The sequence below is a fragment of the Levilactobacillus mulengensis genome, assembly GCF_003946045.1.
Lineage (GTDB): Bacteria > Bacillota > Bacilli > Lactobacillales > Lactobacillaceae > Levilactobacillus > Levilactobacillus mulengensis.
The window spans coordinates 157,581-180,781 of record NZ_RHNW01000001.1; the positions used below are offsets into that span (position 1 = coordinate 157,581).

Consider the following 23,201-nt stretch of genomic DNA (forward strand, 5'->3'; position numbering starts at 1 on the left):
AGGGTGAAAACTGAGCCGGAACGCTGTGGGCGCCGCCTGGAGCCTGAGAAGCGGTCTCCAGGCTTACTTTGAGCCGAAGACCACGTCTCAAAGATAGCAGTTACCTAAGCGGGGAACCCGCTAAGGTAACTCCCACGGCTGAGCTCATTTTCACCCTCCCTGCGGCTAACACTGGTTCAGACCACAGATTGTGGTTTTAGTTGAATGCTTTCGGCGTATCCAATACGGTGCTGCTGATGTTCAAATATAAATTGGTTTAACGCAAACAGGCTTGCTAGATACCTCCACAACTATGGTGGCGGTATCTAACAAGCCTGTATTTTAGTTTAAAGTTTAAACACTTACGATGAGTCACACAAAATCAATTTAGCCGTCACGATAGCCGGAAGAGGCTAAACATGTAGACCTGTGAAGGTGGCGTTAGGCCGGCGGTTTTCCGGTCTTACGCCACGGCCGGACTTAGAGACCGATGCATTTTCGGGCTCTAAGCCGAACCCGAAGACCGCTCTTTGGCTTCGGGTGGGCCCCACAGGCGGAATGTTTAGCATCTACAGGCGGTAGTGACCAAGCAAATTTATTTTTGTGGGGCTTCTTCGTAGTCGCCGTTGGGGCAGACGATTTGCACGCCGCCACGAATCTTCTTGGCAACCAAGTAGTGACCATCCTTCGGGCAATCGCGGCCGACTGGCTTGTCCCATGAGACAAAGTCACAGTCGGGGTAGCGCGAACAACCGTAGAAAATCCGGTTCTTCTTGGACTTGCGCTCGATAACCTCACCCTTATGACAAACGGGACAGGTCACGCCGATTTCCTTAACGATTGGCTTGGTGTTGCGGCAATCTGGGAAGCGCGAGCAAGCGTAGAATTTGCCGTAGCGGCCCATCTTGATGACCATTGGGGCGCCACAGATGTCACAGTCAAAGCCCGCGGGTTCGTCACGGATCTGAATCTTTTCGATGGCGTCTTCCGCGTGGGCCACCTCGGTCGAGAATGGCTTGTAGAAGGTATCAATGACCTTGACCCAGTCCTGTTGACCCTCTTCGATCCCATCCAATTCGTGTTCCAAATTGGCGGTAAAGTCGACGTTGACCACGTCTGGGAAGTATTCATTGATGATGCCATCAACGATTTCACCCAGTTCAGTGGGTTCAAACCGCCGACCGACCAATTTGACGTAGTACCGGCGTTGAATCGTGTCCAACGTTGGCGCATAGGTCGATGGCCGACCCACACCGTTTTCTTCCAGCGCCTTGATCAGGTTGGCTTCGGAATAACGTGCAGGCGGCTGGGTAAAGTGTTGGGCTGGATCCGTCTTGGCCAAGTTGACTTGGTCACCAATGCTGAGCTCGGGCAGGAGGTTATCCTTTTCCTTGTTATCCTTGTAAATCTTTAAGAACCCTTCGAACTTCATCTTGGACCCATTGGAACGGAACGTCACGCCGTTTTGTTCGAGCGTCACGGCCATGGTATCCATGAGGGCGTTGGTCATTTGACTGGCCACGAAGCGGTTCCAGATCAATTGGTACAGCCGGAATTGGTCCTTGTTGAGGCGTTCCTTCAGGCTAGCTGGCGTCCGGAACACAGAGGTTGGCCGGATGGCTTCATGGGCGTCTTGGGCCCCTTCAGGCAGCTTACCCTTGATGGGCTTGGTGGCGGCGTATTCGGCCCCGTATTTTTCGTGAATAAAGGTTGAGGCCTCGTGCTTAGCAATACTGGAAATCCGCGTGGAGTCGGTCCGCATATAGGTAATGAGCCCCTGCGTCCCTTCCTTACCCAGGTTGATTCCTTCGTACAGCTGTTGGGCGGCCATCATGGTCTTCCGGGTTCTGAAATTCAGTTTCCGGTTGGCATCCTGTTGCATGGAGCTGGTGGTAAATGGTGGTTGGGGTGAGCGTTTCCGTTCCTTCCGAACCACGTTGGTGATGTCAAATTTACCCGTTTTGTCGAGCTTGCCTAAGACTTCTTGCACGGCGGTGTTGTCCTTCAAGCTAGCCTTCTTGCCGTTCAGGCCATAGAAGCTGGCGCCAAACGTGTGGCGCGCCTTCTTGAAGTCGGCGTCGATGGTCCAGTACTCTTCGGGGATGAAGGCTTTGATTTCCTTTTCCCGTTCGATAATCAGGGACAGCGCAATGGATTGCACCCGACCGGCACTCAGGCCCTTCTTGACCTTTTTCCAGAGCAGTGGCGAGATGGAATACCCCACCAACCGGTCCAAGATCCGGCGAGCTTGTTGGGCGTCGACCAGGTTCATGTCGATGGTCCGTGGTGTCTTGAACGCCTCTTTAACGGCGTCCTTGGTGATTTCGTTAAAGGTGACCCGGTTCTTATCGGTCACGTCTAAGTTCAGGACGTGGGCTAAATGCCAGGCAATGGATTCCCCTTCACGGTCAGGGTCAGATGCAAGGTAAACGGCTTTGGCCTTCTTGGCCTCGGCGCGTAAGCCCTTGATGACGTCACCCTTACCACGAATGGAAATGTAGTGCGGATCGTAGTTATTTTCAGTATCGACCCCCATCGAACTTTTCGGTAGATCGCGCACGTGTCCTAGACTAGGCATGACCTTAAACGTCCGGCCTAAATACTTCTCAATGGTCTTAGCCTTCGCAGGTGATTCAACGATGACTAATTTTTTTTGCGGTTTGCGCCGCTTTTTTGTCGTTGATTTTGCTTTTGATGTAGTCGGCAAAGCACATTACTCCCTCGTTTGATAGGCAACCGGGCCCTAGCTAGCGGGCTTGCCGGTTCCTATCGACTTGTTTTTACGACGAACAAAAAGTTCGCTAAATTTTTCACTATAATCCCACACATCTTATTTCAACTTAGGGCAGGTTGTCAACTAAAACTTCTTCTATTATATGTTCAGGTTTCAAGATTGGTTTGGCGCCGGCGAGGATCAACTCGTTGGTACCAACCGAGTTTGGGTTGTCAAGTGCCCCCGGAATTGCCAAAACATTACGATTTTCTTGCAGGGCGATATTGGCGGTGATCAGACTCCCTGAATGATGGGCCGCCTCGACCACCAATGTGCTACGCGTCAGCCCGGCAATAATTCGGTTACGTTCTGGAAAATGGTGTCGGGCTCCGGGGGTCCCCCACGGGTACTCGGAGAAAATCAGTTGACTGCGAATCAACTCCGTCATCAAGGCCCGGTTGGTCGCCGGGTAACAGTGATCGAGCCCGGTGCCAATCACGGCAATGGTGTGGCCCCGGTACGCCAAGGCGGCTTGATGAGCCAACGTGTCCACGCCCTGCGCCAACCCCGACACGAGGCAGATGTGGTGTTGGACCACGTTGGGCAGTAACAATCGCATGGCCGCTAAGGCGTACGGACTGGGATGCCGTGAGCCGACGACCGCCAGTTGTGGGGCTTGCAGTAGACGCACGTCGCCCAAAAAGTAGAGCGCGACCGGTGGTGCAAAGGTCTCACGGAGTTGGTCCGGGTACGCGGCGTCCACAATCGTCAAACAGCCAGTATGGGTCAGATTGGTGGTCACCTGCGCAGCAATCGCCGGTGAAAAGAGTTGGCGCTGGAGCTGCTCGGCCTTGGCCGCCGGTATCGCCATTTCACGGCAAAGTTGGGTCACGGTGGCGGCGGTCATGGTCGTCAGTTCCGGCTGGGCCTCGACCCACCGCCAGCAGGTCGTTGTCGTTTTGAGGCCGATGCCCGAAATCAATGGTAAGCGCATGAAAAAATCACGAAGTGTCAGTTGCATGGTTAGCAACCTCCTTTTCCCCTTTAGGGTTAACTCCGTGATTGGTTCGCAATTATTTTTTGTACGGGCGAAAAAGTTTTTCGATGAATCGGGGTGACCCCGCGTTCATCCAAGCCAGCCAAGTGTTCCGCCGTGCCATAGCCGGCATTTTTGGCAAACCCGTAGCCCGGGTACAAATCATCGTAGGTCGCCATCAAATGGTCCCGGTAGACCTTGGCCACGATACTGGCCGCGGCCACACTGGCACTCTTGGCGTCCCCCTTGATCAGTCGTGTCTGCGGAACGGCCACTGGAATCTGCATGGCGTCCACGATTAGCTGTTGGGGTACCCGGCCGAGGCCGAGCACGGCCCGTTGCATGGCGACCCGCGTGGCCTGATAAATGTTGATTTGGTCAATCAATTGGGGACTGCCGACACCAATACTAACGGCTTCAGCCTGCGCCAAAATCAGGGGGTACAGGCGCTCGCGTTCCTTGGGGGTCAGTTGTTTGGAATCGTTGACCAGCGGAATATCAAAGTCCTGGGGCAAGATGACGGCGCTGGTGACGACTGGTCCGGCTAAAGGCCCCCGACCGACCTCATCGATACCGGCGACCAGTTCACCCCGTTCCCAGAACGGCCGCTCGTAGTGTAAGCGGTGTTGAAAGGCCTGTTCTGCGGCCTCAGCCTTCGCTAGCCGGCGTTGAATCTGTTTCAGGAGTAACTGGGCCCCTTTCCGCGAATCGGCCGCTAATGACGCTAAGCGGGTGTCGTCGGGTGTCGTCACATCAGCCAGCTCGGCCTTGAGGCTGGCCAGACTGGGTTGCTTAGTCATTGTTAGTGTCACCAGCTTGTGGAGCGCGGTCAAGCGTGAAGCCGCCGATCTTTTTCCGACGGGCGTCGAGGATCAGCCGTTCACTGGCCCGGTCGTAGTCGTCGCGCATACCAATTTTTTGCGTAATCTTGAGCAGTAAATCCACATCGCTAAGTTCCAGGTCACTGGCGGCCAAGTGGTAACGGTCAAGTAAGGCCTTTTCGTGGTATTGACGGAAGAAGTTCAAGGCAAAGAGCGCCACGTCATCACTGGCGTAGAGCTTGTCCTTGATGGCGCCGGTCAATGCTAACTTCTGGGCGGTCTCCTGGTCCTTAAATTTAGGCCACAGAATCCCCGGGGTGTCGAGCAATTCCAGGTGCTTGCTGGAACGCAACCACTGTTGGCCCTTGGTGACGCCGGGGGTATCGCCAACTTGGGCGGCCTTGCGTTGCACCAAGTGGTTGAGCAGCGTGGACTTCCCCACGTTAGGCACCCCAACGGTCATAGCCCGCATTGGCCGTTCCTTCAGGCCCTTTTCCTTTTCGGCAGCGAGCTTGTCGGCCAAGATACTGGCGGCAATCTTGGTGATCTGTTTAGGGGTCACGTTGGCCCGGGAATCGATGGCGATGGCCGGTTGTTTCTGGGCACGGTAGTAATTTAACCAGGCCGCGGTTTGTTGGGGGTCAGCCAGGTCTTTTTTGGTCATGATGATCAGGTGTGGCTTGTCCTTGGCAATCCGGACAACTTCAGGGTTCCGGGATGCGGCGGGAATCCGGGCGTCGACCAGTTCGAAAACGATGTCGACCAGGTGAATATTTTCTTCCATTTGCCGAATGGCCTTCGCCATATGGCCGGGGAACCATTGTATTACTGTCATTGTATTTTCTCCTTTTGTTAGTGAAGCGTAGTTGATTTTAATGATTAAATTATCGAGTTAAGTGCTTTAAAACATACGGCAATGCTTGACTAGTGAGCACTATGACTAATTATTTATTAGCAAAGAACGTGGTGAATTATCTGTCACTAAAAGAATGCCAATTTTGACCAGCTACCCCATCTTACCATTTTTCTGCTCAATTTTAGATAAGGAAGTGACTTACGATAAATAAAATAATGAAATGACCCATTTTTTAGATAAGGAAATTTGTAGGCAGAGTGTGGGACTGGGGATATGTTCACGATAATTCTTGGGGATGTGTCTAACTAATTAATCGGTCCTACCTAAAAAGCCCTCGAATTGGATTTGCTCCAATTCGAGGGGGGTACTTCAAAATTAATTTTTTAACATCATTTAATTCGCGGACCAAGCAAAGCGGTGCCAATAGTAAACTAAAAGACACATCCATTTGACGTGTCTTTTTTATCCACACTTTAACTTTGATAAAGTTACTTTTACTATCCCTCGATATCGAATAATAATGAGTCTTCCAACATTTTACGTAACTTAGCATCATCCTCGGATTCAGAATCTGAATTAATGTTTAGTTGCTTAGCCAATTGTTTTGTATCTAAGGCCAATGGTGTTAAAATTTTCGATTCCTGCGTAGGCGAATATTTAATAAATCCAAACTTCGTATAGAAACCAATTGCTGGATGTAAGGCATCTAATGTTATTAGAGTTGCCCCAACTAACGGTACCAATTGCCAATAGACATTTAGCAGCAGTTGTAAGAAAAGCACCCTGCCATATTTCTTATTCTGATACTTACGATTCACCGCCACAAAGGGAACATCTACACATGAGAATCCTGTGTTAGTACTATTCCCAACCAAATTGTGTTCCTTGCGATAACCCTTAGCCACTTTAGTACTACTCATTTGAATTGTATAGTAGCCAATAACATCAGTATCATTGTACATGACATACGTCGCGGCATCATTACTGTTATCCTCATATGCGGCTAACAATTGACCGTTTAGGTGCTCATACTGCATGCCCAATTTATAAATTGTACCGGGATCTAGCTGACAACCATTATCGCTGGCCGGGGTACAATCAAATTTGACACACATCTCTCGTGAGATACCATCTTGCTTAACCAATTGTAAGTTGTCAATCTCAAAGCTTCTACCGTGTAGTTCCATTTAAGATCTCTAATCTCGCTCGTAAACTTAATTTTTTTGATCGTGGTTTAATAAGATTCAAATTTACACCAGCTGAGATATTAGAAAAAGTTTGTTTAGCTTTATCGGCAGCAGCAATATTTTGAGGGGTGTTTGGGTTGGTGATGGCGTCATGTTCAGTATCTGTCATAATAATTTCTCGCGTTATTAAACTACTCATAAAACCACTCACCTTCTTCTCTTAAATTAAGTCAGGAGTATCACTCCTAGTATCTAGGTTAGTATACGATAGATATAGGTGGTTTTCAAGCTGAATGGGCTGGCTACAGGCCCCCTTTTGAGCAGTTTACAATAAAAGGTCTCTGCTGCTAGTCAAGCCATAGTGATGATGACCTTCCATACTAATTTAGAATTGAATTATTGACATCAGCTTGTGACAATATTTAGTATAAGATGTTTTTTATGCAAAAAAGTGTCACAAAAAAGCCCGCAACAACGGGCTTCCTGACAAACCGATTAAGCTAATGCCGCCAGGTACAGCTGCCAAGCATCATCAAAAATGGTCATGGATGGCAGGTACGGGGCGTTTTCTTCTAAATACTTGGACAAGGGATCAAATTCCGTCTCCTGCTTGGGAAACGAGCTATCCAGAAAGGCATTGTTGGCAAAGCTGGCCACGGGATCGTAGCTCTCTGGATTACGTTGGGTCATTAGAAATTGATAAAACGTTTTGGGCATAGGGCCCCTCCTTAGTTCTTGGGAATCCGCGCTTGGAAGACAAACTTTCCGGCACCGGACAGGTCGATCTTCTTGGCGGCAAAGGACAATTTCTTCCCGTTGCCGATGGCGGTCAGATGCAGGGTAATGGTTTCATTTCCGGTATCCATGGCCACCCATTTCGGCAGTGGGTAGTTCTTCGCGATGTAGTTCATGACGAAGGTGATCGGCACGGGTAAGGACCCGACCGACAGCTTCTCCGCCTTCAGTTGGACGTCTCCTGAGGATAACACGGTTGGCTTTAAGAGTAAAACGAAATTCACGTTTGCCCCCAAAACCTGGGTGGAGCCGGTAATCATAGCGTGATCCGAGACCTGGAACCGGTATTTAACGGCCGAATTTTTCAGGGACTTGTTCACGTAGTAATCGGCTAAGGCGTTCACTTGTTTCTTGTTTAAATCAACGTTGATGTTGGTCGTATCCTTGGTGACCTTGGCCGTGGAGTCGATCTGGGTCGATGAAAAGGCCTTGACTCCCACGGTGACAGCGGTCACTAACAGAATGGCGACCAGGGCGATGAACCCCCACTTCCACCAGTTACGGGAAGTTTGTGGGGCGGCGTGACGTTGCATAGATGGTTCCTCCTTACTTCATCAGCCATTGCTGGTGAGCTTGCATTTGTTTGAACGCGTAACGGGTCATGAGGCGGTAGCCCTTGGCATTCGGGTGAAAATGGTCGGCCGGTGACAGGTAGTCGTTCAGCTCGTCACTGGCATTGCTGGCCAGAATCAACTCTTGAAGACTAGCCGTTGAAATTTTCCCGTTGTTTGATTTTTTCGCGTCGTGCTTGAGTTTGGCCTGCTGGATGATCGACTTGTACTGCCCCACGGACAACGCATGGTTGATATCGACCATGTAGAGGTCGTCGAAGCTAGTGGCCGTCTTCTTGGTAGCCTTGTTCCAGTCGTTCACGGCGTTCGTGACCTGCTGGATATCCGCAAAGTACACGTAGATGGGATTATAGATGCTGTACAGGAAAATGGGGGCGTGGCCGTTGTACTGTCGCACGGTGCTCAGCAGGTGCTTCAACTTCTGCTGGTAGGCGCCCTCGGCCGTGTCGAGGTGAGCGTTTAATTTATTCTGCTGGTTGATGGTCACATTTTTCGTCAGCGTTTGGAGTAAATCGTTGCCACCGACCGTCATGACGATGGCGTTGGCCTTTTTAAGCTGAGTCTGTTGTTCCTGGCTGTTGACCAGGCGTTTTTCAATCTGATCACTCCGGTCGCCGGACTTGCCAAAGTTGTGCATGACGACCTTGACCTGGTCCTTGTCGTGGATCATCGCCTTGAGTCGACCGGTATAGCCGCCGTCCTTCTCCTGGTCCCCGACCCCCTCGGTCAGCGAGTCCCCCAAAGCGACGACGCGCACGGTGGCCCGCTTAGTGCTCCGCGGGGCCGTAGTCGTGTTGTGGGTCGTTCGCGCACCGGGATGCCAGTACGTCAGCGCCGCTAGCACGATCAGGACGAGGAGTAAGGTCACCCCAATAATCTTACTGAGATTCTTAAATTTCATTTCGTGGTTCCCCCTATAGCTAAAAGAAAAAAGGGTGTGGCGTGCGGCCACCCCTTTCCAGTTGACGTTATTTAGTTGGATCGGTGTAGTACATTAAGGCGAAGGCACCGGGGCCCCCATGGGTCGCAATGATGGGAACCGTTTCCCGTACCAGCACATCTTTGTCCGGCAAAATTTCTTTCAAATGGCCCTGAATCTTATCGATGGATTCGAAGGCTTCCACGTGAGAAATCCCGATGGCCACGATGTCCGGTGTCTGCTTAATTTGTTCGTAGACTTTATCAAAGTAACGGTCGATGGTCTTCATACCGCGACCCTTAGCCCGAATTTTAAGCTCGCCACCCGTTACCTGCAAGACAATCTTGATGTTAAGCAGGGAAGTTAACATACCGGCGGCCCGACTCAAGCGGCCACCCTTCAAAATGTTTTCCAGGGTCACAATCCCCACGAATAATTTGGTGTGGTCCCGAACGGCTGCGGCGCGCTTGATAATGGCGTCTTTGTCGGCACCTTCTGCGGCAAGCTTAGCAGCTTCGACCACTTGGAAGGCCAAGGCTTGATCGGTATACTGACTGTCGACCACGGTGACGTCCGTCTTGGACAGTTTGGCCGCTTGCTCGGCCGTGTGGACCGTGCCACTGATGGCGGCTAACATGCTGAAGCAAATCACACTGCTACCGTCTTCGCCCAGCTTGTCAAAGGTCTCCACAAACTTGCCCAGTGGTGGCTGACTCGTCTTAGGTAATGACTTAGCCGTTTTCATTTTTTCAATAAACTCTTTGTTGGTGATGGTCTCCCGTTCAACGTAAATCGTGTCATCAATCATGACCGTTAACGGAATAATGGTGATGTCATAGTCTTGAATCTGCTGCTCGGTAAGGCCGGCAGATGAATCCGTGATAATCTTAATTTTCGCCATGGGTATCCCACTCTTTCTGACCAGAAATTTTGGTTTATGCTACAATATGCGTAATGAAACATACGGTAATAGTATAGCAGAGTTAGTGACAATTTTCAGTAAGTTGTTCGGAACTATCCGGCTGCTTTAGAGAAAAATAAAGTCACCGGAATTCTAAGGAGGATTTTGTTTGATAAAAGAACGGAGCCACACCTACCAAGTCGTCAATGAGGTCTTAAACGCGGTCACCCACGGAATCGGGGCCGCCTTGAGCATCGCCGGACTCGTCGTGTTACTGCTACAGGCTCACGCTAAGGGCGGGGCCATGCGCATCACGACCTTTGCCATTTACGGGGCCATCCTGGTGCTCTTCTACCTCGCGTCCACCCTGTTTCACAGTTTGTACTTTACCCGTGGCCGCCACGTTTTTCAAATATTTGACCATTGTGCCATTTACTTATTGATTGCCGGAACCTATACACCATTTAGTCTCTTGGTGGTCGGTGGTGCGCTCGGCTGGACCATGTTCGGCATCATCTGGGCCATGGCGGTCTGTGGGGTCATCTACAAGGCGCTGTGGTTGGGCAAAATGCAAAAATTATCGACCATCATTTACGTGGTCATGGGCTGGATGTGCTTGTTGGGCATCAAGCCACTGTACGTGGGCCTGGGCCCCGTCGGCTTTGCACTGTTGTTCTTCGGTGGCGTAGCCTTCACGGTGGGCGCCGTCCTCTACAGCTTCAAGAATGTCCCATTCGGCCACGTCATCTGGCACCTATTCGTGATGCTGGGGACGGGACTGATGTACTTTTCCATCCTGTTGTATGCTTAGAATTTTGCGATAATGACTATCAAATAAGGCGAAGATGTTATCCATGGAGGATAGCTGTCTTCGCCTTTTTGATGTGTCTTAACTTAACGTGGAAGAGATTATCTTTTACAAATATTACGTAACTATAAAGTTTAGATCGATGAAGTTGTGACTGTTGAAACGGTGAAATAAACCAGCGAACCAAACATTAGTGACCAGAAGCGGGCCAAGGTACTCGGCTGTGTCGATGGTCTTAGCTGAGGCTTCTCACTCAGCTTAGCCCATGGGACAACCTTTGAGACCGCATCTCAGGCTCAAAGTTGAGGCGGAAGACCGTTCTTTGTCTGGAGCCGGCCCCATAGCCAAGCACCTTGAGCCCGCTGTCGGGAACGGACTCTTTTACCAATCTACTACTGGCTTATGACCGCCGTTGGTACTGTTCGAAGGCGTAATCGACCGTGTTCTTCTCGTTACGAACCCCTGGCTGCCGGTCAATTAACTGAAATTTCGTATAATCAATCGCTGGCATCCAGGTGTCGCCATCAAATCCGGCATCAATCACGGTCCGGTAAAGGTAATCGACGTCATCGACTAAGCCGGCGAAAATCTGCGCCCCGCCGACCACGAAAATTTTCTCCATCGGTCGTTGGGCAGCGTATTCTCGCACCGCGTCTAGTGAATTGAGCACAACCACGCCGGAAGGAAACTCACTAGCGTCACGATGGCTCACCACCACGTTGGTCCGGTTAGGCAGTGCTTTCGGAAATGACGCAAACGTCTTGGCGCCGGCAACAATGGTGTTGCCCGTCGTCACGGTCTTGAAGTAGTGCATGTCGGCTGGCAGGTGCCACGGTAGGCTTCCGTGAAACCCGATGACGCGTCCCTGGCTCTCAGCCCATAAAAAGATCAGCATCGCAGTCTCCTCCTTGTTTAGACGGCCACCGGCGCCTTGATAGCGGGCGCTGGGTCGTAGCCGGTTACCTTAATATCGCTCATTTCATAATCAAAAATACTGGATTTGTCCGGATTCAACCACAGTTGTGGTGCGGCTTTCGGCGTCCGGGCCAGCTGCGTTTCAATCTGGTTGATGTGGTTCTTGTAAATGTGCGCGTCACCCAGGGTGTGCACGAAGTCACCGACCTCCAGGCCAACCTCCTTGGCAATCAGCGAGGTCAGTAAGGCGTAGCTGGCAATGTTAAACGGCACGCCGAGGAAAATATCCCCGCTCCGTTGGTAGAGCTGACAGCTCAGCTTGCCATCGTTCACGTAAAATTGGTACAGCGTGTGACAAGGTGGTAAGGCCATGGACGGCACATCGGCGGGATTCCAGGCAGACACGATCATTCGCCGAGAATCCGGATGGGTCCGCAGCGTATCGATCACGTTGGCCAACTGGTCAATCGTTTCGCCGTTGTGGCCCTGCCAAGCGCGCCACTGACTCCCGTAGACCAGGCCTAGGTCCCCGTAATGGTCCCCAAAGGCTTGGTCCGTGAGAATCTTGTCACAAAAGGCTTTTTTCTCCGCCTGATACTGTTGGTTAAAGTCTGGGTTGACTAATGACCGCCGCCCAAAGTCGGTCATGTCCGGGCCGTGGTAATCGGGACTGGCCACATAACGTTGGAAGGCCCATTCGTCCCAAATATGGTTGTGGTGTTGCAGGAGAAAACGAATATTCGTGTCGCCCCGCAAGAACCACAAAAGTTCGGATTTAATCAATCCAAAGGGGACCTTTTTCGTGGTCAACAAAGGAAAGCCTTCCTGCAGGTTGAACCGCATCTGGTAACCAAACAGACTGATGGTCCCGGTGCCCGTTCGGTCGGTCTTCTCGTGGCCCTCGTTCAGAACCTTCTTCGCCAAATCTAAATACCCGTCTTCTAACACGTGACCGTCTCCTATTCTGCGTATTCGCTGAGGTATTCCCAACGCGTCATTTTTTCATCCAACTGTTTGTCTAAGTCGTCTAATTGTGACTGAAGATCGGCCAACTTATCATAGTTGTCGCCGTTGGCGTTCATGGCCGTTTGGACCTGAGACTTCTGATCTTCCAGGCCATCGATGACGCCTTCGATGCCTTCCCATTCCTTCTGTTCCGCGTAGGTCAGTTTGACCTTTTTGCGGGGTTCAGCCGGTTTTTGTTCGGCTTTTGGCATGGCCTTGGCCTTCTCGGTTTTAGCCGCTTGTTTGTATTGGGCTTGTTCATCCGCCAAATAACTGCTGAAGCGACCGGAGTACCGTTCGATATCGCCGTTACCCGTAAAGATCAATAGGCGGTCGGCGACCTTGTCCAGGAAGTACCGGTCATGGGAAACGGTGATGACGGTACCGGCAAATTGTGAAATATAGTCTTCCAAAACAGTCAACGTCCCAATATCTAAGTCGTTTGTGGGTTCATCCAGTAAGAGGACGTTAGGTTGTTCCATTAATAGTTTCAACAAGTATAACCGGCGTTTTTCCCCACCGGATAGCTTGCGAATCAGCGTCCCGTGCATGAACCGTGGGAACAGGAATTGTTCCAGTAATTCGGTGACACTAACGGAATTGCCGGCCTTGTCCGTGACGTTTTGGCCGACTTCGGACAGGTAGTTGATCATCCGTTTGTCATCCGGAATGGGTTCGATCTGTTGGGTGTAGTAGGCCATTTTCACGGTCTCCCCAATCGACACGATACCAGAATCCAGTGGCAGGCGTTGGGCAATGACGTTTAAGAGACTGGACTTACCGGCCCCATTTTCCCCACTGATCCCGATACGCTCGCCACCTTGAATCAGGTCGTCAAAGTCCTTTAAGATGACGTGGTCGCCCAGGGTCAGGTTGGCGTCCTTGAGTTCAATCACCTTTTTCCCGAGTCGTTGCTGACCCAGGGAGATGGCGACGTTGTTCTGGACTTGCCGGGTGCCGACGTTGCTGGCAATATCGTTAAAGCGGTTGATTCGCGCCTGCTGCTTGGTGGAACGGGCCTTAGCCCCCGCCTTCATCCAAGCCAATTCTTTCTTGTACAATTGTTGCTGTTTCTGATCAGCTTCGGCTTCCTGGCTGACCCGCTCGGCCTTTTCCTGCACGTAGGCTTGGTAGTTGCCGGGGTATTGATACAGCTTCCCAAAATCAAGTTCCCAAATTTGGTTGGCAATTTGGTCCAGGAAGTACCGGTCATGGGTCACGACCAGTAAGGCACCCTTGTAGGACGCCAGGTATTGTTGGAGCCAGGCAATGGAGTCAAAGTCCAAGTGGTTGGTCGGTTCGTCCAGCAGTAATAAATCGGGCGACTGAATCAAAACTTGGGCTAAGCCGACCCGCTTGATTTGGCCCCCGGACATCGTCTTGATGGCTTGTGACAGGTCCGTGATCTTCAATTGCGTCAGGATGGTCTTGACATCGCTCTCGGCCGTCCAGGCATCCTGTTCGTTCATCTGGGCTTCAGCGTCCAGGTACCGTTGTTGGGCCTTGGCATCTTCCGGATGAGCACCGTAAGCGGCTAATGCCGCCTCGTAGCGCCGAATCGTGACGAAGACCTTTTGATCACCAGAGAAAACGGCATCCATCACCGTTAAATTCTCGTCCAGCTCGGGTTTTTGCGTGAGGTAGCCGATGGTGTAGTCCTTGGGCGTCTCAATGGCGCCGGTCTGTTCATTGCTAATGCCCGCTAACGTGTTCAGCAGCGAGGTTTTCCCACTCCCATTGACCCCAATCAGGCCGATGCGGTCGTGTTCGTTAATAATAAAATTTAAATTGTCAAAAAGCGTTTTCTCCCCGTAAGTCCGGTGAAGATTTTCTGCGCGTAAGGTTTGCATAAATTGTTCACTCTCTTATTCTCAAATTACCGTTAGGCGTTGACGTGAGCCACCAGCGCGGCTGTTTCGTTGGGGAGCACACCCGTGACGACTTGGTATTCCAAATCGCCCAGGATGGCCCCCAATTGCGGTCCGGGTTGAATGCCGGCCTGCATGAGTTCTTTCCCCGTAATGGCTAATTCTTTCTTGTGCTGAATCGGTAAGGCTGCTAGTTGGCCCTGTAGCGCGGTTCCTCGGTCAGGCGCCCCAAAAATCACGGCCACCTCGTTGGCAACTGGCGTGAGGTCTGCCCCACATTGGTACAGTTGCCAGGCGTTCAGGTCACCGGTTGCCAGAATTTGCGCAGCTCTGCTAGCGGTCTGGACGGCCGTAATGGTCTGATTGGCTGTCTTCCAATGTTTCAAGAATGGCGTCACAGCGGCACTATCCAGCCCAAATTTAGTTGCCAGCAGCGTCCAGGCAGCGACCTCGCTGGAGACGCCTTGGGTCAGTTCCGTGGCCAACGCCGTCAGTGCGGGGCCGTGGTCCGCAAAGTCCGGGCAGTGTTGCCACAGACCGGTGGTCATAAAGTCCTGAAGGCCGCGTTGTGGCGCCTTGCCTTGCAGGAGCTTCAGCAGCTCGACCTGGGTCCGTTCCACGGCGATTTTGGCCAGCAGTTGGGCGTGGGCCATGATGGCTGCCAGGGTCTCGTCAACGATGCTGAAGTCTAATTGACTGGCAAACCGGACCGCCCGCATCATTCGCAAGGCGTCTTCGTGGAACCGTTCTTGGGGATCGCCCACCGCCCGAATTTGGTGATTAGCCATATCTGTCAGGCCGTCGAACAGGTCGATGACTTCCCCGTCTTCCTTCATGGCCAAGGCATTAATGGTAAAGTCCCGTCGCTTTAAGTCCTCGGCGAGTGACCGCACAAAGGTGACCTGGTCCGGCCGCCGGTAATCGGTATAGGTCGATTCGGACCGGAAAGTTGTGGTCTCGTAGCCAGTGCCGTGATCCAGAATCATCACGGTGCCGTGTTCAATTCCGGTGTCGACGGTCCGTTTAAACAGGCCTTTGATCTCATTGGGATAGGCACTCGTCGCGATATCCACGTCATGGATGGCCTTGCCCAGAATGGTGTCCCGCACACTGCCGCCCACAAAGTAGGCTTCATAGCCGGCCTGCTCAATGGTCTGTAAGACTGGCCGGGCCAATTCAAATTCGTTTGGTAAGTGTTCTAATTTCATTTATGTTCACCCTTTTTTGCCAGTTGATTTCTGTTTTTACTCACTATGCCAGTCTAACAGATTCGCCCCGGAAATTGAATGCAAAGTGCTGGGCCCGGACCCGAAAATTGTATGACTACAATCAAGGGCTGGCACTGATTGGCTCGAAAGAGCTTCATGTGCGAATCACGGGTGTGCTATGATGGGTTTAGCAATAAAACCGTTTGGGGCTTGTTAGGTTAATCAACTGGCTAGTTGAAGTCAGGGAAAGTTTGCACCTAAATTCAGCAATCTCATAGCGCTAACGCAGGCCCAAACGGATTAGAAAACACGTTGCCAGCACCCCGTGGTGAACGTGCGTTGGGAGTGGATGGTATGACACAAAAGGACGAATCGATTCGCCTGTTTGACCTGCTCATGATTGGCATCGGTTGCGCCATGTTTGCATTTGGTTTAGTCTTCTTTAACATTGCGAATCACCTCGCGGATGGGGGCATCTCGGGGATCACGCTGATTTTGCGGGCGCTCTTCCACATTGACCCCGCCTATTCAACGATTCTGATCAACGTGCCCCTCATCGTGATTGGGTGGCGCTTCTTGGGTCGGCAATCGCTGGTCTATACGATTTACGGGACCCTGATGTTGTCCCTCTTCTTATGGATCTGGCAACGGGTGCCCCTGGTGATCGACCTGCACGGCGACCTCTTACTATCTGCCTTGGGTGCTGGTCTGGTCGGCGGCCTCGGCTCTGGTCTGCTCTACCGTTACGGCGGCACGACCGGTGGGACCGATATTGTCGCGCGAATCTTTGAACGCTTCCGGGGCGTGCCCATGGGGCGGACGCTTCTTTACTTAGACGTGGTCGTCCTACTGATTTCACTGGTCTACATCGACATCCAGCACATGGCCTACACGTTGATTTACTCCTACGTGTTCTCGCGGATCGTCAACTTCACACTGGAGGGGGCCTACGCGGCGCGCGGGGTCATCATTGTTTCCGCCAAGCACCAAGAAATTACGAACGATATCATGGACCAAATGGAACGCGGCGTCAGCCTGATCAACGCCGAGGGTGGCTACTCCCACCAGGATCGTAAAATGATTTACGTGGTCGTGGCCCCTGGCGAGCTGTATCAGCTGCGGCAAATCATCTCGCGGCATGATTCGCGGGCGTTCGTGTCCGTGGTCAACGTGAATGAGGCTTTAGGTGAAGGCTTCTCGTTCGAGGTTCCGAAAAAAGGTCTCCTGGGCAAATTTAAACGTTAGTGACTGGGTTTTAGCAACCGCGGGTTTTGCGGTTGCTTTTTATTTTGTTTAAATAGGTTAAAGTAATTATTGTGTTCTAACCCAAACAAAAAGAACGTCCCCGCAGAGACCCTCTTTTTCAAAAATTTAGTCTTCGTAGCCCTCCAGCATCAGTGCCATTTCCGCATCGTCTGGAACGACCTGTAAATAGGCGTGCAATAGCTTGATGACCTGTTCCGTGGCCCCTTCTTCGCGATAGAAGTAGATGGCGGGCTTCAGGAAGTCGGCTTGATCCATAAAGAATGGTTGGGCCGCATCGTAGTATTTCCGCGCGGCAGCAAAGTCTTCCTGGTGTTCGGCCGTGATGGCCAGGTTCCAGTACAACTGTGGATCGGCATCTTCGCTCTTCACATACGGTTGAACCAGGTCGGCATTCTCCTGCCACCGCTCCTGCTTCACGTAAAGGTTACTTAGCTGGATGACGGCGCTTAAATCGTCGCTGTCGAGCTGATGGCCGTGGGTCAGGTACTTCTCCGCCATCTTCTCATCATCGAGCTTAGTGGCCACGTGAGCCGCCTGTAACCAGAGCTTTTCGTTGTACTGGTCGACACCCAGTCCCTCTTGCAGGGCCGTGAGTGCTTCGGGCAAACGATTCTCCTCCTCCAACGCCTGTCCCAGGTACGGGTACAGGGAGGTGTAGTGCGCATCGCTGTCCTTCAGCTCGTTAAAGAGCCGAATGGCAGTTGGCCGCTCCTTCAGTTGCAGATAGGTAAAGGCCGTCTCAAACTTCACGTCCGGCGTCATGTTCCCCGGGTGAATCTGTTTGAGATACCCGATGGCTTGCTCAAAGCGTCCAGCGTTGGCATAGGCGACCCCGAGCCGTTCGACGATGTTGACCCGCGACAGTTCCGTGGTACCGGCCGTAATCAGGTCTAAATACAGCGGAATGGCCTTTCTAAACTCACGCATGGTGAAGTAGAGCTCCGCCAAGGCAAACGTGATGACGGGCTCGTCAGGGGCTAATTTCTTGGCCGTCAGTAACTTCTGTTCACTGACTTCGAAGAGCTCCTGGGTCTGATACAGATCGGCCGCCACCATCAGAGATTCGATATAGGCTGGTGAATCCGGCTTGACCTGGTTCAAGTAATCCAGGGCCTCGTCATTTTTGTCTTCATCAATCGCAATGTCGGCTAAGTTGGTCCGTAGTTCGTCTTCGTCCGGATACTTTTTTAATAATTTTTCATAAATGCGTCGAGACTGGTTGAGAAACCCCAGGGAATACAGCTCTTCCCCCAGGCTAAAAAGCGTCTCATCGTCATCGTGGCGCAGTGACAAGGCATACTGCTTTTTAAAATCTTCAAGTTGGCCCTTTTCCAGTTGGTCCAGCGCCGTTTCTGCGTAACTCATAACCCGCCTCCATCGTTGTTTGTCGGTTTCTATCTAACTAAATCAGCACTTACCATCTTACCACCGTTACCGGCAAATGTGGTGGCAAATGATTGCCTAGTCCGACTATTCAGGTTCTTCGGAAAATTCTAAACTAGTTAAGCACAGCAAAAAACCAGCCCGGCATACGCCGCACTGGCTCTTTTAGTCGTTAAATAATAAATTATTTAACAGCATCCTTTAAAGCTTTACCTGGCTTGAATGCAGGTACTTTGCTTGCAGGAATTTGGATTTCTTGTCCAGTTTGTGGGTTACGGCCCTTACGAGCTGCACGTTCACGAACTTCAAAGTTACCAAAGCCGATCAATTGAACCTTTTCGCCTTTAGCTAAAGTTGCTTGGACAGAATCGAAGACTGCGTCAACTGCAGCCGTTGCGTCCTTTTTAGTTAAGCCAGTTGCAGTTGCAACATCGCTAACCAATTGTGCTTTGTTTGCCATTTTGAATTCACCTCCTGAATAGAAGATTAGATGAATGTCATCTAGTGATCATTTTTGAGTGGTCCAAAAATGATGAAACAAATACGGTCAACCGCATCATTTCTTTATCAAAGATAGCACAGGAAGCCTTATATGACAAGGGATAACGCCATTTTTCCTCAATAAAACTTCAAGAAAGACGATTTTTACTAAGAAATCGTTAAAATCCGGCGAAAAAGCTGGTCTTATGCCCGTTGTTCTACTTCCGTGCGCGCTCAATCAAATGGATCGGGGTCCCTTCGAAATCGAAGTGTTCCCGGATCTGATTCTCTAAGAACCGCTCGTAGGAGAAGTGCATCATCTTCGGGTCATTGACAAAGACCACGAAGGTTGGTGGCGCGACCGCAACCTGCGTCCCGTAGTAAACCCGAAGCCGCTTCCCGTTGTCGGAAGGCGTTGGGTTCAGGGCAATAGCATCCATGATCACGTCGTTCAACGTGGCGGATTGAACCCGCTTGTTGTGGTTTTCAGAGACTCGCTTGATCATGGCTGGGAGTTGATCCAGCCGTTGACCAGTCTTAGCGGAAACGAAGACGATTGGCGCATAGCTCAGGTATTGGAACTCCTGACGAATCAAGTTTTGGAAGTCCGTCAACGTGTGATTATCCTTCTTCAGGGTATCCCATTTGTTGACCAGGATAATGATTCCCCGACCTGCTTCATGGGCGTAACCAGCAACCCGCTTATCTTGTTCGCGAATACCTTCTTCGGCGTTTAAGACGACCAGCACGACGTCTGAATCATCAATCGCCCGCATGGCCCGCATGACACTGTACCGTTCCGTGTTTTCGTAGACCTTACCCCGCTTACGAATCCCGGCCGTATCGACCATCGTAAACTTGGTATCGTCCGCCACGAACTTGGTATCGACCGCATCACGCGTGGTCCCTGCGATATTAGACACAATGACCCGGTCTTCACCGAGCATCGCGTTGACTAACGAAGACTTGCCGACGTTCGGCCGACCAATCAGACTGAAACGAATCGAGTCGTCCTTAGGCGCACCCTCATCGTCAGGGAATTCCTTGACGACGGCGTCCAGCAGATCCCCAAGACCTAACCCATGAACCCCAGAAACAGGGTATGGATCGCCGAAGCCTAGGGAGTAGAAGTCATAGACCGTCTCCCGGGTTTCAGGGTTATCGGCCTTGTTCACTGCCAGAATAACGGGCTTGTCGGCCCGGTACAGGATCTTAGCGACCTTTTCATCAGCATCGGTCACGCCCTCAGGAGCACTCACGATAAAGACAATGACGTCGGCCTCTTCGATGGCGATTTCAGCCTGTTGCGTAATTTGCGTTAAAAATGGTTCATCACCGAGGTCAATCCCCCCGGTATCAATCATCCGAAACTCGGTTCCCAGCCATTCGGCGTGGGTGTAGATCCGGTCACGGGTAACCCCGGGCGTATCCTCAACGATGGAGATCCGTTCGCCAGCGATCCGGTTGAACAGGGTTGACTTCCCGACGTTGGGGCGGCCAACAATGGCAACGATTGGAAATGCCACGATAAATCCCTCCTTTAATGATCACGTTTTGTGACATGAAAAGGGTTCAGAACGAAACCAACAAAGTTCCGTCCTAAACCCTCTTCAACCAAAACGTATTAGTTGTTTTCGTTATCTTCCATATCTTTCTTCAAGCTGTCCCCAATGAGGTCACCTAAAGAGAAACCGGTGCTTTCTTCTGGGGCGTTAGCCGTTGAAGTTTCAGCAGAGTTCCGGTTGTTACGACGACGGTTGCCGCCGTTGTTGTTCCGGTTCCGGTTGTTGTTACTGTTGTTGCTGCTGTGGTTTTCAGAAGAATCGTCAGCAGATTGTGGCTTTTCTTCCAAGGCCTTGATGGATAATGCCAAACGGTGATCGTCTGGACGAACATCTAAGACCTTAACCTTGATTTCTTGACCAACCTTCAGAACGTCAGCAGGCGTTGCGATGTGTTGGTGAGAAATCTGGGAAATGTGAACCAAACCTTCAACACCTGGGAAGACTTCAACGAAGGCACCAAAGCTAGTCAGGCGCTTAACAGTCCCGTCCAAGACACTGCCTTGAGGGGCCTTTTCTTCGATACCGTCCCAAGGTTCTGGTAAGGTTTGCTTGATGGAAAGGGAAATCCGGTCACGATCTGGATCAACAGATAAGACCTTAACCTTAACATCTTGGCCAACCTTCAAGACATCGCTAGGCTTTTCAACCCGTTCGAAGGCGATTTCTGAAACGTGGACCAACCCATCAACGCCACCAAGGTCAACGAAGGCACCGAAGTTTGTCAGACGAGCAACTTTACCTTCGACAATGTCGCCGGCAGTTAACTTAGCCATGATTTCTTCTTTTTGTGCAGCCCGTTGCTTTTCAACGATTGCGCGGTGAGATAAGATCAAGCGGTTTTCGCTTGGTTCGATTTCAACGATCTTGAATTCAAGCGTTTGTCCCTTGAATTGTGCCAAATCTTCAACGAAGTGGTCTGAAGCCATGGATGCAGGTACGAAACCACGCACACCGGCGTCAACGACTAACCCACCCTTAACCACTTGGGTAACAGGGGCAGTCAACGTATGACCAGCTTCGAATTCCTTTTGGATGTCGTCCCAAACCTTACGGGCTTCCAAACGACGTTGTGACAGTAAGTAACTGCCGCCTTCCTTGTCGGTACCGATCCGAGAAATTACGACGAGGTCCATAACGTCCCCGACTTTAATTACAGATTTAATGTCATCTACTGGCTTAGTAGACAGTTCCTTCTTGGGAACGACCCCTTCAACGCCAGTATCAGCAATCCCGACGATTGCTTGTTGGTCATCATCGATTGCTAAGACTTCACCCTTAACAACGTCACCGACCTTAACGGTGTCGATGCTGTTTAAAGCATCTAATAAATCATTGTTTTCATTGTTTTGACTCGTGCCATTTTCACTCATGCGAAATTTTCCTCCTTGCGACAACTCTATATACTATTTTAGCTGATTGTGCTTATAAAAGCTAGTAAAATGCCTATTTCTCTAGGATTCTTTTTCTTGGATGATTTCTGCGATCCTATCAGCGACCTGTTCGATGCTCATAGACGTAGTATCCAAGCGGATTGCGTCGGCTGCCTGGGTCAATGGTGAAACCTTCCGCGTGGAATCTTTTCGGTCCCGTTCTTCGATTTCATGCTTCAAAGTTGCCAGTGGTGTGTTGATTCCCTTGGCCGCATTGTCCTTCAACCGCCGTTGCGCCCGTTCGTCCACGCTGGCGACCAAGAAAATCTTGACCTCAGCCTTGGGCAAAACCGTTGACCCAATATCCCGACCGTCCATCACAATGCCACCAGCTTCAGCAATTTGCCGTTGCCGTTCCGTCAATTCGGTTCGGACAGCTGGCAAAGCAGATACAGCCGACACAGAATTGGTGACGTCCGGTTGGCGAATCGCCAACGTCACTTCCGTCTCGTCAACGAAAACTTTTTGAACGGGGGTCCCCGGTTCAAACCGAATCGTGATTTGATCCAATAACTGCTTGACCGCAGCCTCGTCGGTCAGCCCGACGCCTGCTTGCAACACCTTCCAAGTAATAGCCCGGTACATGGCACCCGTATCACAGTAGATGTAGTGGAACCGTTGGGCAACGATCTTAGCGACCGTACTCTTCCCTGCGGAAGCCGGCCCATCGATAGCCACTTGTAAACCTTGTTTCTCCATGACAACCAAACTCCTATCAAATAGTTTTAAAACTTAGCGAACCCGTAACTTCTGTCCCGGATAGAGGGAAGAGCCGGAAGACAGGCCGTTTAATTCCAATAATTTTTGGACGGAGATTCCCGCGTTCGTTGCAACCCGGTAAACCCCTTGTCCTGATTCAACCGTGGCATACTTAGAACCAGCCGCCGTGCTACTACTGGTTGCGGCACTGCTACTATGACTGTTGCTGGTAGCCGTACTTGATTCAGTGGCCGAACTGGTGGTAGCCGAAGAACTGCTAGTCGTCTTAGCCGAACTAGCAGTTGTGGTTGAAGTTGTTGATTTCTTAGGTGAGCTCGTTGTGGTCGCTGAAGAAGACTTCTTAGTAGAAGCTTTCTTCTTGTGACTGGAGCTCTTGGCCTTACTGGATGAGCTGGAGGAACTTGCCGCCACCTTTTCCGTATTTTGTGGCCGATTGACAGCGCTTTGACGCGCCAAGCCGTAAACCAATGAGGCCGCAGCAATAACCACGATAATTGCCACCAAAATAACCGTTACCATGGTGTTGCTGTGATTTTGCCGCCGCATCTTCGTTCGTGACAGGTTCCCCTGGTCGTCCCGATCATCGGCAAACGATTGATCCCACGGGTGGGACTCCTGTTCCTTCGACGTTTGATCGTCACGCTTCTGACTCATCATCTAACCTCCCTGAAAAACTTTCACCCGTAATTGTACCACGTACCGTACCATTTCGATAGCTATAATTGCCGAAAATGTCGGTGTCGCGGCATTCTTTAGAACTCTCTTAACGATGTT

The 23,201-nt window shown here is 51.1% G+C and carries 22 protein-coding genes; 2 read left to right on the forward strand and 20 right to left on the reverse strand.

Annotated features, from left to right (window positions below; translation table 11 throughout):
- Window positions 1-574 precede the first annotated feature (574 nt).
- From topA to EKM84_RS00790, 10 genes are all read right to left on the reverse strand, one after another.
- The gene (topA, locus tag EKM84_RS00745; RefSeq protein WP_125762642.1) at window positions 575-2,686 is read right to left on the reverse strand and encodes a type I DNA topoisomerase; all 2,112 of its coding nucleotides are present in this window, start codon (window positions 2,684-2,686) and stop codon (window positions 575-577) included.
- A 133-nt stretch (window positions 2,687-2,819) separates the two neighbouring features.
- On the reverse strand, window positions 2,820-3,713 hold the full coding sequence (gene dprA, locus EKM84_RS00750) for a DNA-processing protein DprA (RefSeq protein ID WP_125762644.1): 894 nt from the start codon (window positions 3,711-3,713) through the stop codon (window positions 2,820-2,822).
- A 29-nt stretch (window positions 3,714-3,742) separates the two neighbouring features.
- Window positions 3,743-4,528, reverse strand: coding sequence for a ribonuclease HII (locus tag EKM84_RS00755; RefSeq protein WP_125762646.1), 786 nt, complete (start codon window positions 4,526-4,528; stop codon window positions 3,743-3,745).
- Window positions 4,521-5,384 (reverse strand): ribosome biogenesis GTPase YlqF, encoded by an 864-nt coding sequence (ylqF, locus tag EKM84_RS00760; protein WP_125762649.1) that lies wholly within the window; start codon window positions 5,382-5,384, stop codon window positions 4,521-4,523. The genes EKM84_RS00755 and ylqF overlap by 8 nt, the downstream gene beginning before the upstream one ends.
- Before the next feature lie 518 nt (window positions 5,385-5,902).
- Window positions 5,903-6,592, reverse strand: a complete 690-nt coding sequence (locus EKM84_RS00765; protein WP_125762651.1) for a GNAT family N-acetyltransferase — start codon at window positions 6,590-6,592, stop codon at window positions 5,903-5,905.
- Window positions 6,576-6,791 (reverse strand): hypothetical protein, encoded by a 216-nt coding sequence (locus tag EKM84_RS14095; RefSeq protein ID WP_164511263.1) that lies wholly within the window; start codon window positions 6,789-6,791, stop codon window positions 6,576-6,578. The genes EKM84_RS00765 and EKM84_RS14095 overlap by 17 nt, the downstream gene beginning before the upstream one ends.
- Before the next feature lie 296 nt (window positions 6,792-7,087).
- Entirely contained in the window at window positions 7,088-7,309 is a 222-nt protein-coding gene (locus EKM84_RS00775; RefSeq protein WP_125762653.1) for a YozE family protein, read from the reverse strand.
- Between the two features lie 11 nt (window positions 7,310-7,320).
- Window positions 7,321-7,920 carry a YpmS family protein gene (locus EKM84_RS00780; protein WP_125762655.1) on the reverse strand — a complete coding sequence of 200 codons (600 nt, stop codon included), beginning with the start codon at window positions 7,918-7,920 and terminating at the stop codon, window positions 7,321-7,323.
- 13 nt (window positions 7,921-7,933) lie between these two features.
- A complete protein-coding gene (locus EKM84_RS00785) occupies window positions 7,934-8,860 on the reverse strand; it encodes an SGNH/GDSL hydrolase family protein (RefSeq protein WP_125762657.1) in 927 nt (308 codons plus the stop codon).
- A 67-nt stretch (window positions 8,861-8,927) separates the two neighbouring features.
- A complete protein-coding gene (locus tag EKM84_RS00790) occupies window positions 8,928-9,779 on the reverse strand; it encodes a DegV family protein (protein ID WP_125762659.1) in 852 nt (283 codons plus the stop codon).
- A gap of 169 nt (window positions 9,780-9,948) precedes the next feature.
- Here EKM84_RS00790 and trhA point away from each other — a divergent pair, with 169 nt between their 5' ends.
- Window positions 9,949-10,590, forward strand: coding sequence for a PAQR family membrane homeostasis protein TrhA (trhA, locus tag EKM84_RS00795; protein WP_125762661.1), 642 nt, complete (start codon window positions 9,949-9,951; stop codon window positions 10,588-10,590).
- 397 nt (window positions 10,591-10,987) lie between these two features.
- Here trhA and EKM84_RS00800 read toward each other — a convergent pair whose 3' ends face one another.
- The 4 genes from EKM84_RS00800 to EKM84_RS00815 are packed head-to-tail and all read right to left on the reverse strand — an operon-like array spanning window position 10,988 to window position 15,583.
- Window positions 10,988-11,482: a dihydrofolate reductase gene (locus EKM84_RS00800; protein WP_125762674.1), complete on the reverse strand. Its 495-nt coding sequence runs from the start codon at window positions 11,480-11,482 to the stop codon at window positions 10,988-10,990.
- Between the two features lie 17 nt (window positions 11,483-11,499).
- Window positions 11,500-12,450: a thymidylate synthase gene (locus EKM84_RS00805; RefSeq protein WP_125762676.1), complete on the reverse strand. Its 951-nt coding sequence runs from the start codon at window positions 12,448-12,450 to the stop codon at window positions 11,500-11,502.
- A gap of 11 nt (window positions 12,451-12,461) precedes the next feature.
- Window positions 12,462-14,357, reverse strand: coding sequence for an ABC-F family ATP-binding cassette domain-containing protein (locus tag EKM84_RS00810; protein WP_125762678.1), 1,896 nt, complete (start codon window positions 14,355-14,357; stop codon window positions 12,462-12,464).
- A 32-nt stretch (window positions 14,358-14,389) separates the two neighbouring features.
- Window positions 14,390-15,583: a CCA tRNA nucleotidyltransferase gene (locus EKM84_RS00815; protein WP_125762680.1), complete on the reverse strand. Its 1,194-nt coding sequence runs from the start codon at window positions 15,581-15,583 to the stop codon at window positions 14,390-14,392.
- A gap of 354 nt (window positions 15,584-15,937) precedes the next feature.
- Here EKM84_RS00815 and EKM84_RS00820 point away from each other — a divergent pair, with 354 nt between their 5' ends.
- Window positions 15,938-16,828 (forward strand): YitT family protein, encoded by an 891-nt coding sequence (locus EKM84_RS00820; RefSeq protein ID WP_125762682.1) that lies wholly within the window; start codon window positions 15,938-15,940, stop codon window positions 16,826-16,828.
- A 126-nt stretch (window positions 16,829-16,954) separates the two neighbouring features.
- On the opposite strand, the gene EKM84_RS00825 is transcribed toward EKM84_RS00820, so the two are convergent.
- The 6 genes from EKM84_RS00825 to EKM84_RS00850 form a co-directional block, all read right to left on the reverse strand.
- The gene (locus tag EKM84_RS00825) at window positions 16,955-18,214 is read right to left on the reverse strand and encodes a tetratricopeptide repeat protein (RefSeq protein ID WP_125762685.1); all 1,260 of its coding nucleotides are present in this window, start codon (window positions 18,212-18,214) and stop codon (window positions 16,955-16,957) included.
- A 202-nt stretch (window positions 18,215-18,416) separates the two neighbouring features.
- Window positions 18,417-18,692 carry an HU family DNA-binding protein gene (locus tag EKM84_RS00830; protein WP_011667553.1) on the reverse strand — a complete coding sequence of 92 codons (276 nt, stop codon included), beginning with the start codon at window positions 18,690-18,692 and terminating at the stop codon, window positions 18,417-18,419.
- A 238-nt stretch (window positions 18,693-18,930) separates the two neighbouring features.
- A complete protein-coding gene (der, locus tag EKM84_RS00835; protein WP_125762687.1) occupies window positions 18,931-20,238 on the reverse strand; it encodes a ribosome biogenesis GTPase Der in 1,308 nt (435 codons plus the stop codon).
- Between the two features lie 98 nt (window positions 20,239-20,336).
- On the reverse strand, window positions 20,337-21,647 hold the full coding sequence (gene rpsA / locus EKM84_RS00840) for a 30S ribosomal protein S1 (protein ID WP_125762689.1): 1,311 nt from the start codon (window positions 21,645-21,647) through the stop codon (window positions 20,337-20,339).
- An 81-nt stretch (window positions 21,648-21,728) separates the two neighbouring features.
- On the reverse strand, window positions 21,729-22,406 hold the full coding sequence (gene cmk / locus EKM84_RS00845) for a (d)CMP kinase (RefSeq protein WP_125762691.1): 678 nt from the start codon (window positions 22,404-22,406) through the stop codon (window positions 21,729-21,731).
- A gap of 33 nt (window positions 22,407-22,439) precedes the next feature.
- Window positions 22,440-23,081: a LysM peptidoglycan-binding domain-containing protein gene (locus EKM84_RS00850; RefSeq protein ID WP_125762693.1), complete on the reverse strand. Its 642-nt coding sequence runs from the start codon at window positions 23,079-23,081 to the stop codon at window positions 22,440-22,442.
- Window positions 23,082-23,201 lie beyond the last annotated feature (120 nt).

What these genes read in the sequence shown, in the direction of transcription:
- EKM84_RS00780 (WP_125762655.1), bottom strand. Translation starts at nt 7,920, where the DNA reads ATGCAACGTCACGCCGCCCCACAAACTTCCCGTAACTGGTGGAAGTGG.
- EKM84_RS00775 (WP_125762653.1), bottom strand. Translation starts at nt 7,309, where the DNA reads ATGCCCAAAACGTTTTATCAATTTCTAATGACCCAACGTAATCCAGAG.
- EKM84_RS00850 (WP_125762693.1), bottom strand. Translation starts at nt 23,081, where the DNA reads ATGAGTCAGAAGCGTGACGATCAAACGTCGAAGGAACAGGAGTCCCAC.
- ylqF (WP_125762649.1), bottom strand. Translation starts at nt 5,384, where the DNA reads ATGACAGTAATACAATGGTTCCCCGGCCATATGGCGAAGGCCATTCGG.
- EKM84_RS00790 (WP_125762659.1), bottom strand. Translation starts at nt 9,779, where the DNA reads ATGGCGAAAATTAAGATTATCACGGATTCATCTGCCGGCCTTACCGAG.
- rpsA (WP_125762689.1), bottom strand. Translation starts at nt 21,647, where the DNA reads ATGAGTGAAAATGGCACGAGTCAAAACAATGAAAACAATGATTTATTA.
- EKM84_RS00785 (WP_125762657.1), bottom strand. Translation starts at nt 8,860, where the DNA reads ATGAAATTTAAGAATCTCAGTAAGATTATTGGGGTGACCTTACTCCTC.
- EKM84_RS00800 (WP_125762674.1), bottom strand. Translation starts at nt 11,482, where the DNA reads ATGCTGATCTTTTTATGGGCTGAGAGCCAGGGACGCGTCATCGGGTTT.
- EKM84_RS00830 (WP_011667553.1), bottom strand. Translation starts at nt 18,692, where the DNA reads ATGGCAAACAAAGCACAATTGGTTAGCGATGTTGCAACTGCAACTGGC.
- EKM84_RS00815 (WP_125762680.1), bottom strand. Translation starts at nt 15,583, where the DNA reads ATGAAATTAGAACACTTACCAAACGAATTTGAATTGGCCCGGCCAGTC.
- EKM84_RS00765 (WP_125762651.1), bottom strand. Translation starts at nt 6,592, where the DNA reads ATGGAACTACACGGTAGAAGCTTTGAGATTGACAACTTACAATTGGTT.
- EKM84_RS00825 (WP_125762685.1), bottom strand. Translation starts at nt 18,214, where the DNA reads ATGAGTTACGCAGAAACGGCGCTGGACCAACTGGAAAAGGGCCAACTT.
- EKM84_RS00820 (WP_125762682.1), top strand. Translation starts at nt 15,938, where the DNA reads ATGACACAAAAGGACGAATCGATTCGCCTGTTTGACCTGCTCATGATT.
- dprA (WP_125762644.1), bottom strand. Translation starts at nt 3,713, where the DNA reads ATGCAACTGACACTTCGTGATTTTTTCATGCGCTTACCATTGATTTCG.
- EKM84_RS00755 (WP_125762646.1), bottom strand. Translation starts at nt 4,528, where the DNA reads ATGACTAAGCAACCCAGTCTGGCCAGCCTCAAGGCCGAGCTGGCTGAT.
- EKM84_RS00810 (WP_125762678.1), bottom strand. Translation starts at nt 14,357, where the DNA reads ATGCAAACCTTACGCGCAGAAAATCTTCACCGGACTTACGGGGAGAAA.
- cmk (WP_125762691.1), bottom strand. Translation starts at nt 22,406, where the DNA reads ATGGAGAAACAAGGTTTACAAGTGGCTATCGATGGGCCGGCTTCCGCA.
- EKM84_RS14095 (WP_164511263.1), bottom strand. Translation starts at nt 6,791, where the DNA reads ATGAGTAGTTTAATAACGCGAGAAATTATTATGACAGATACTGAACAT.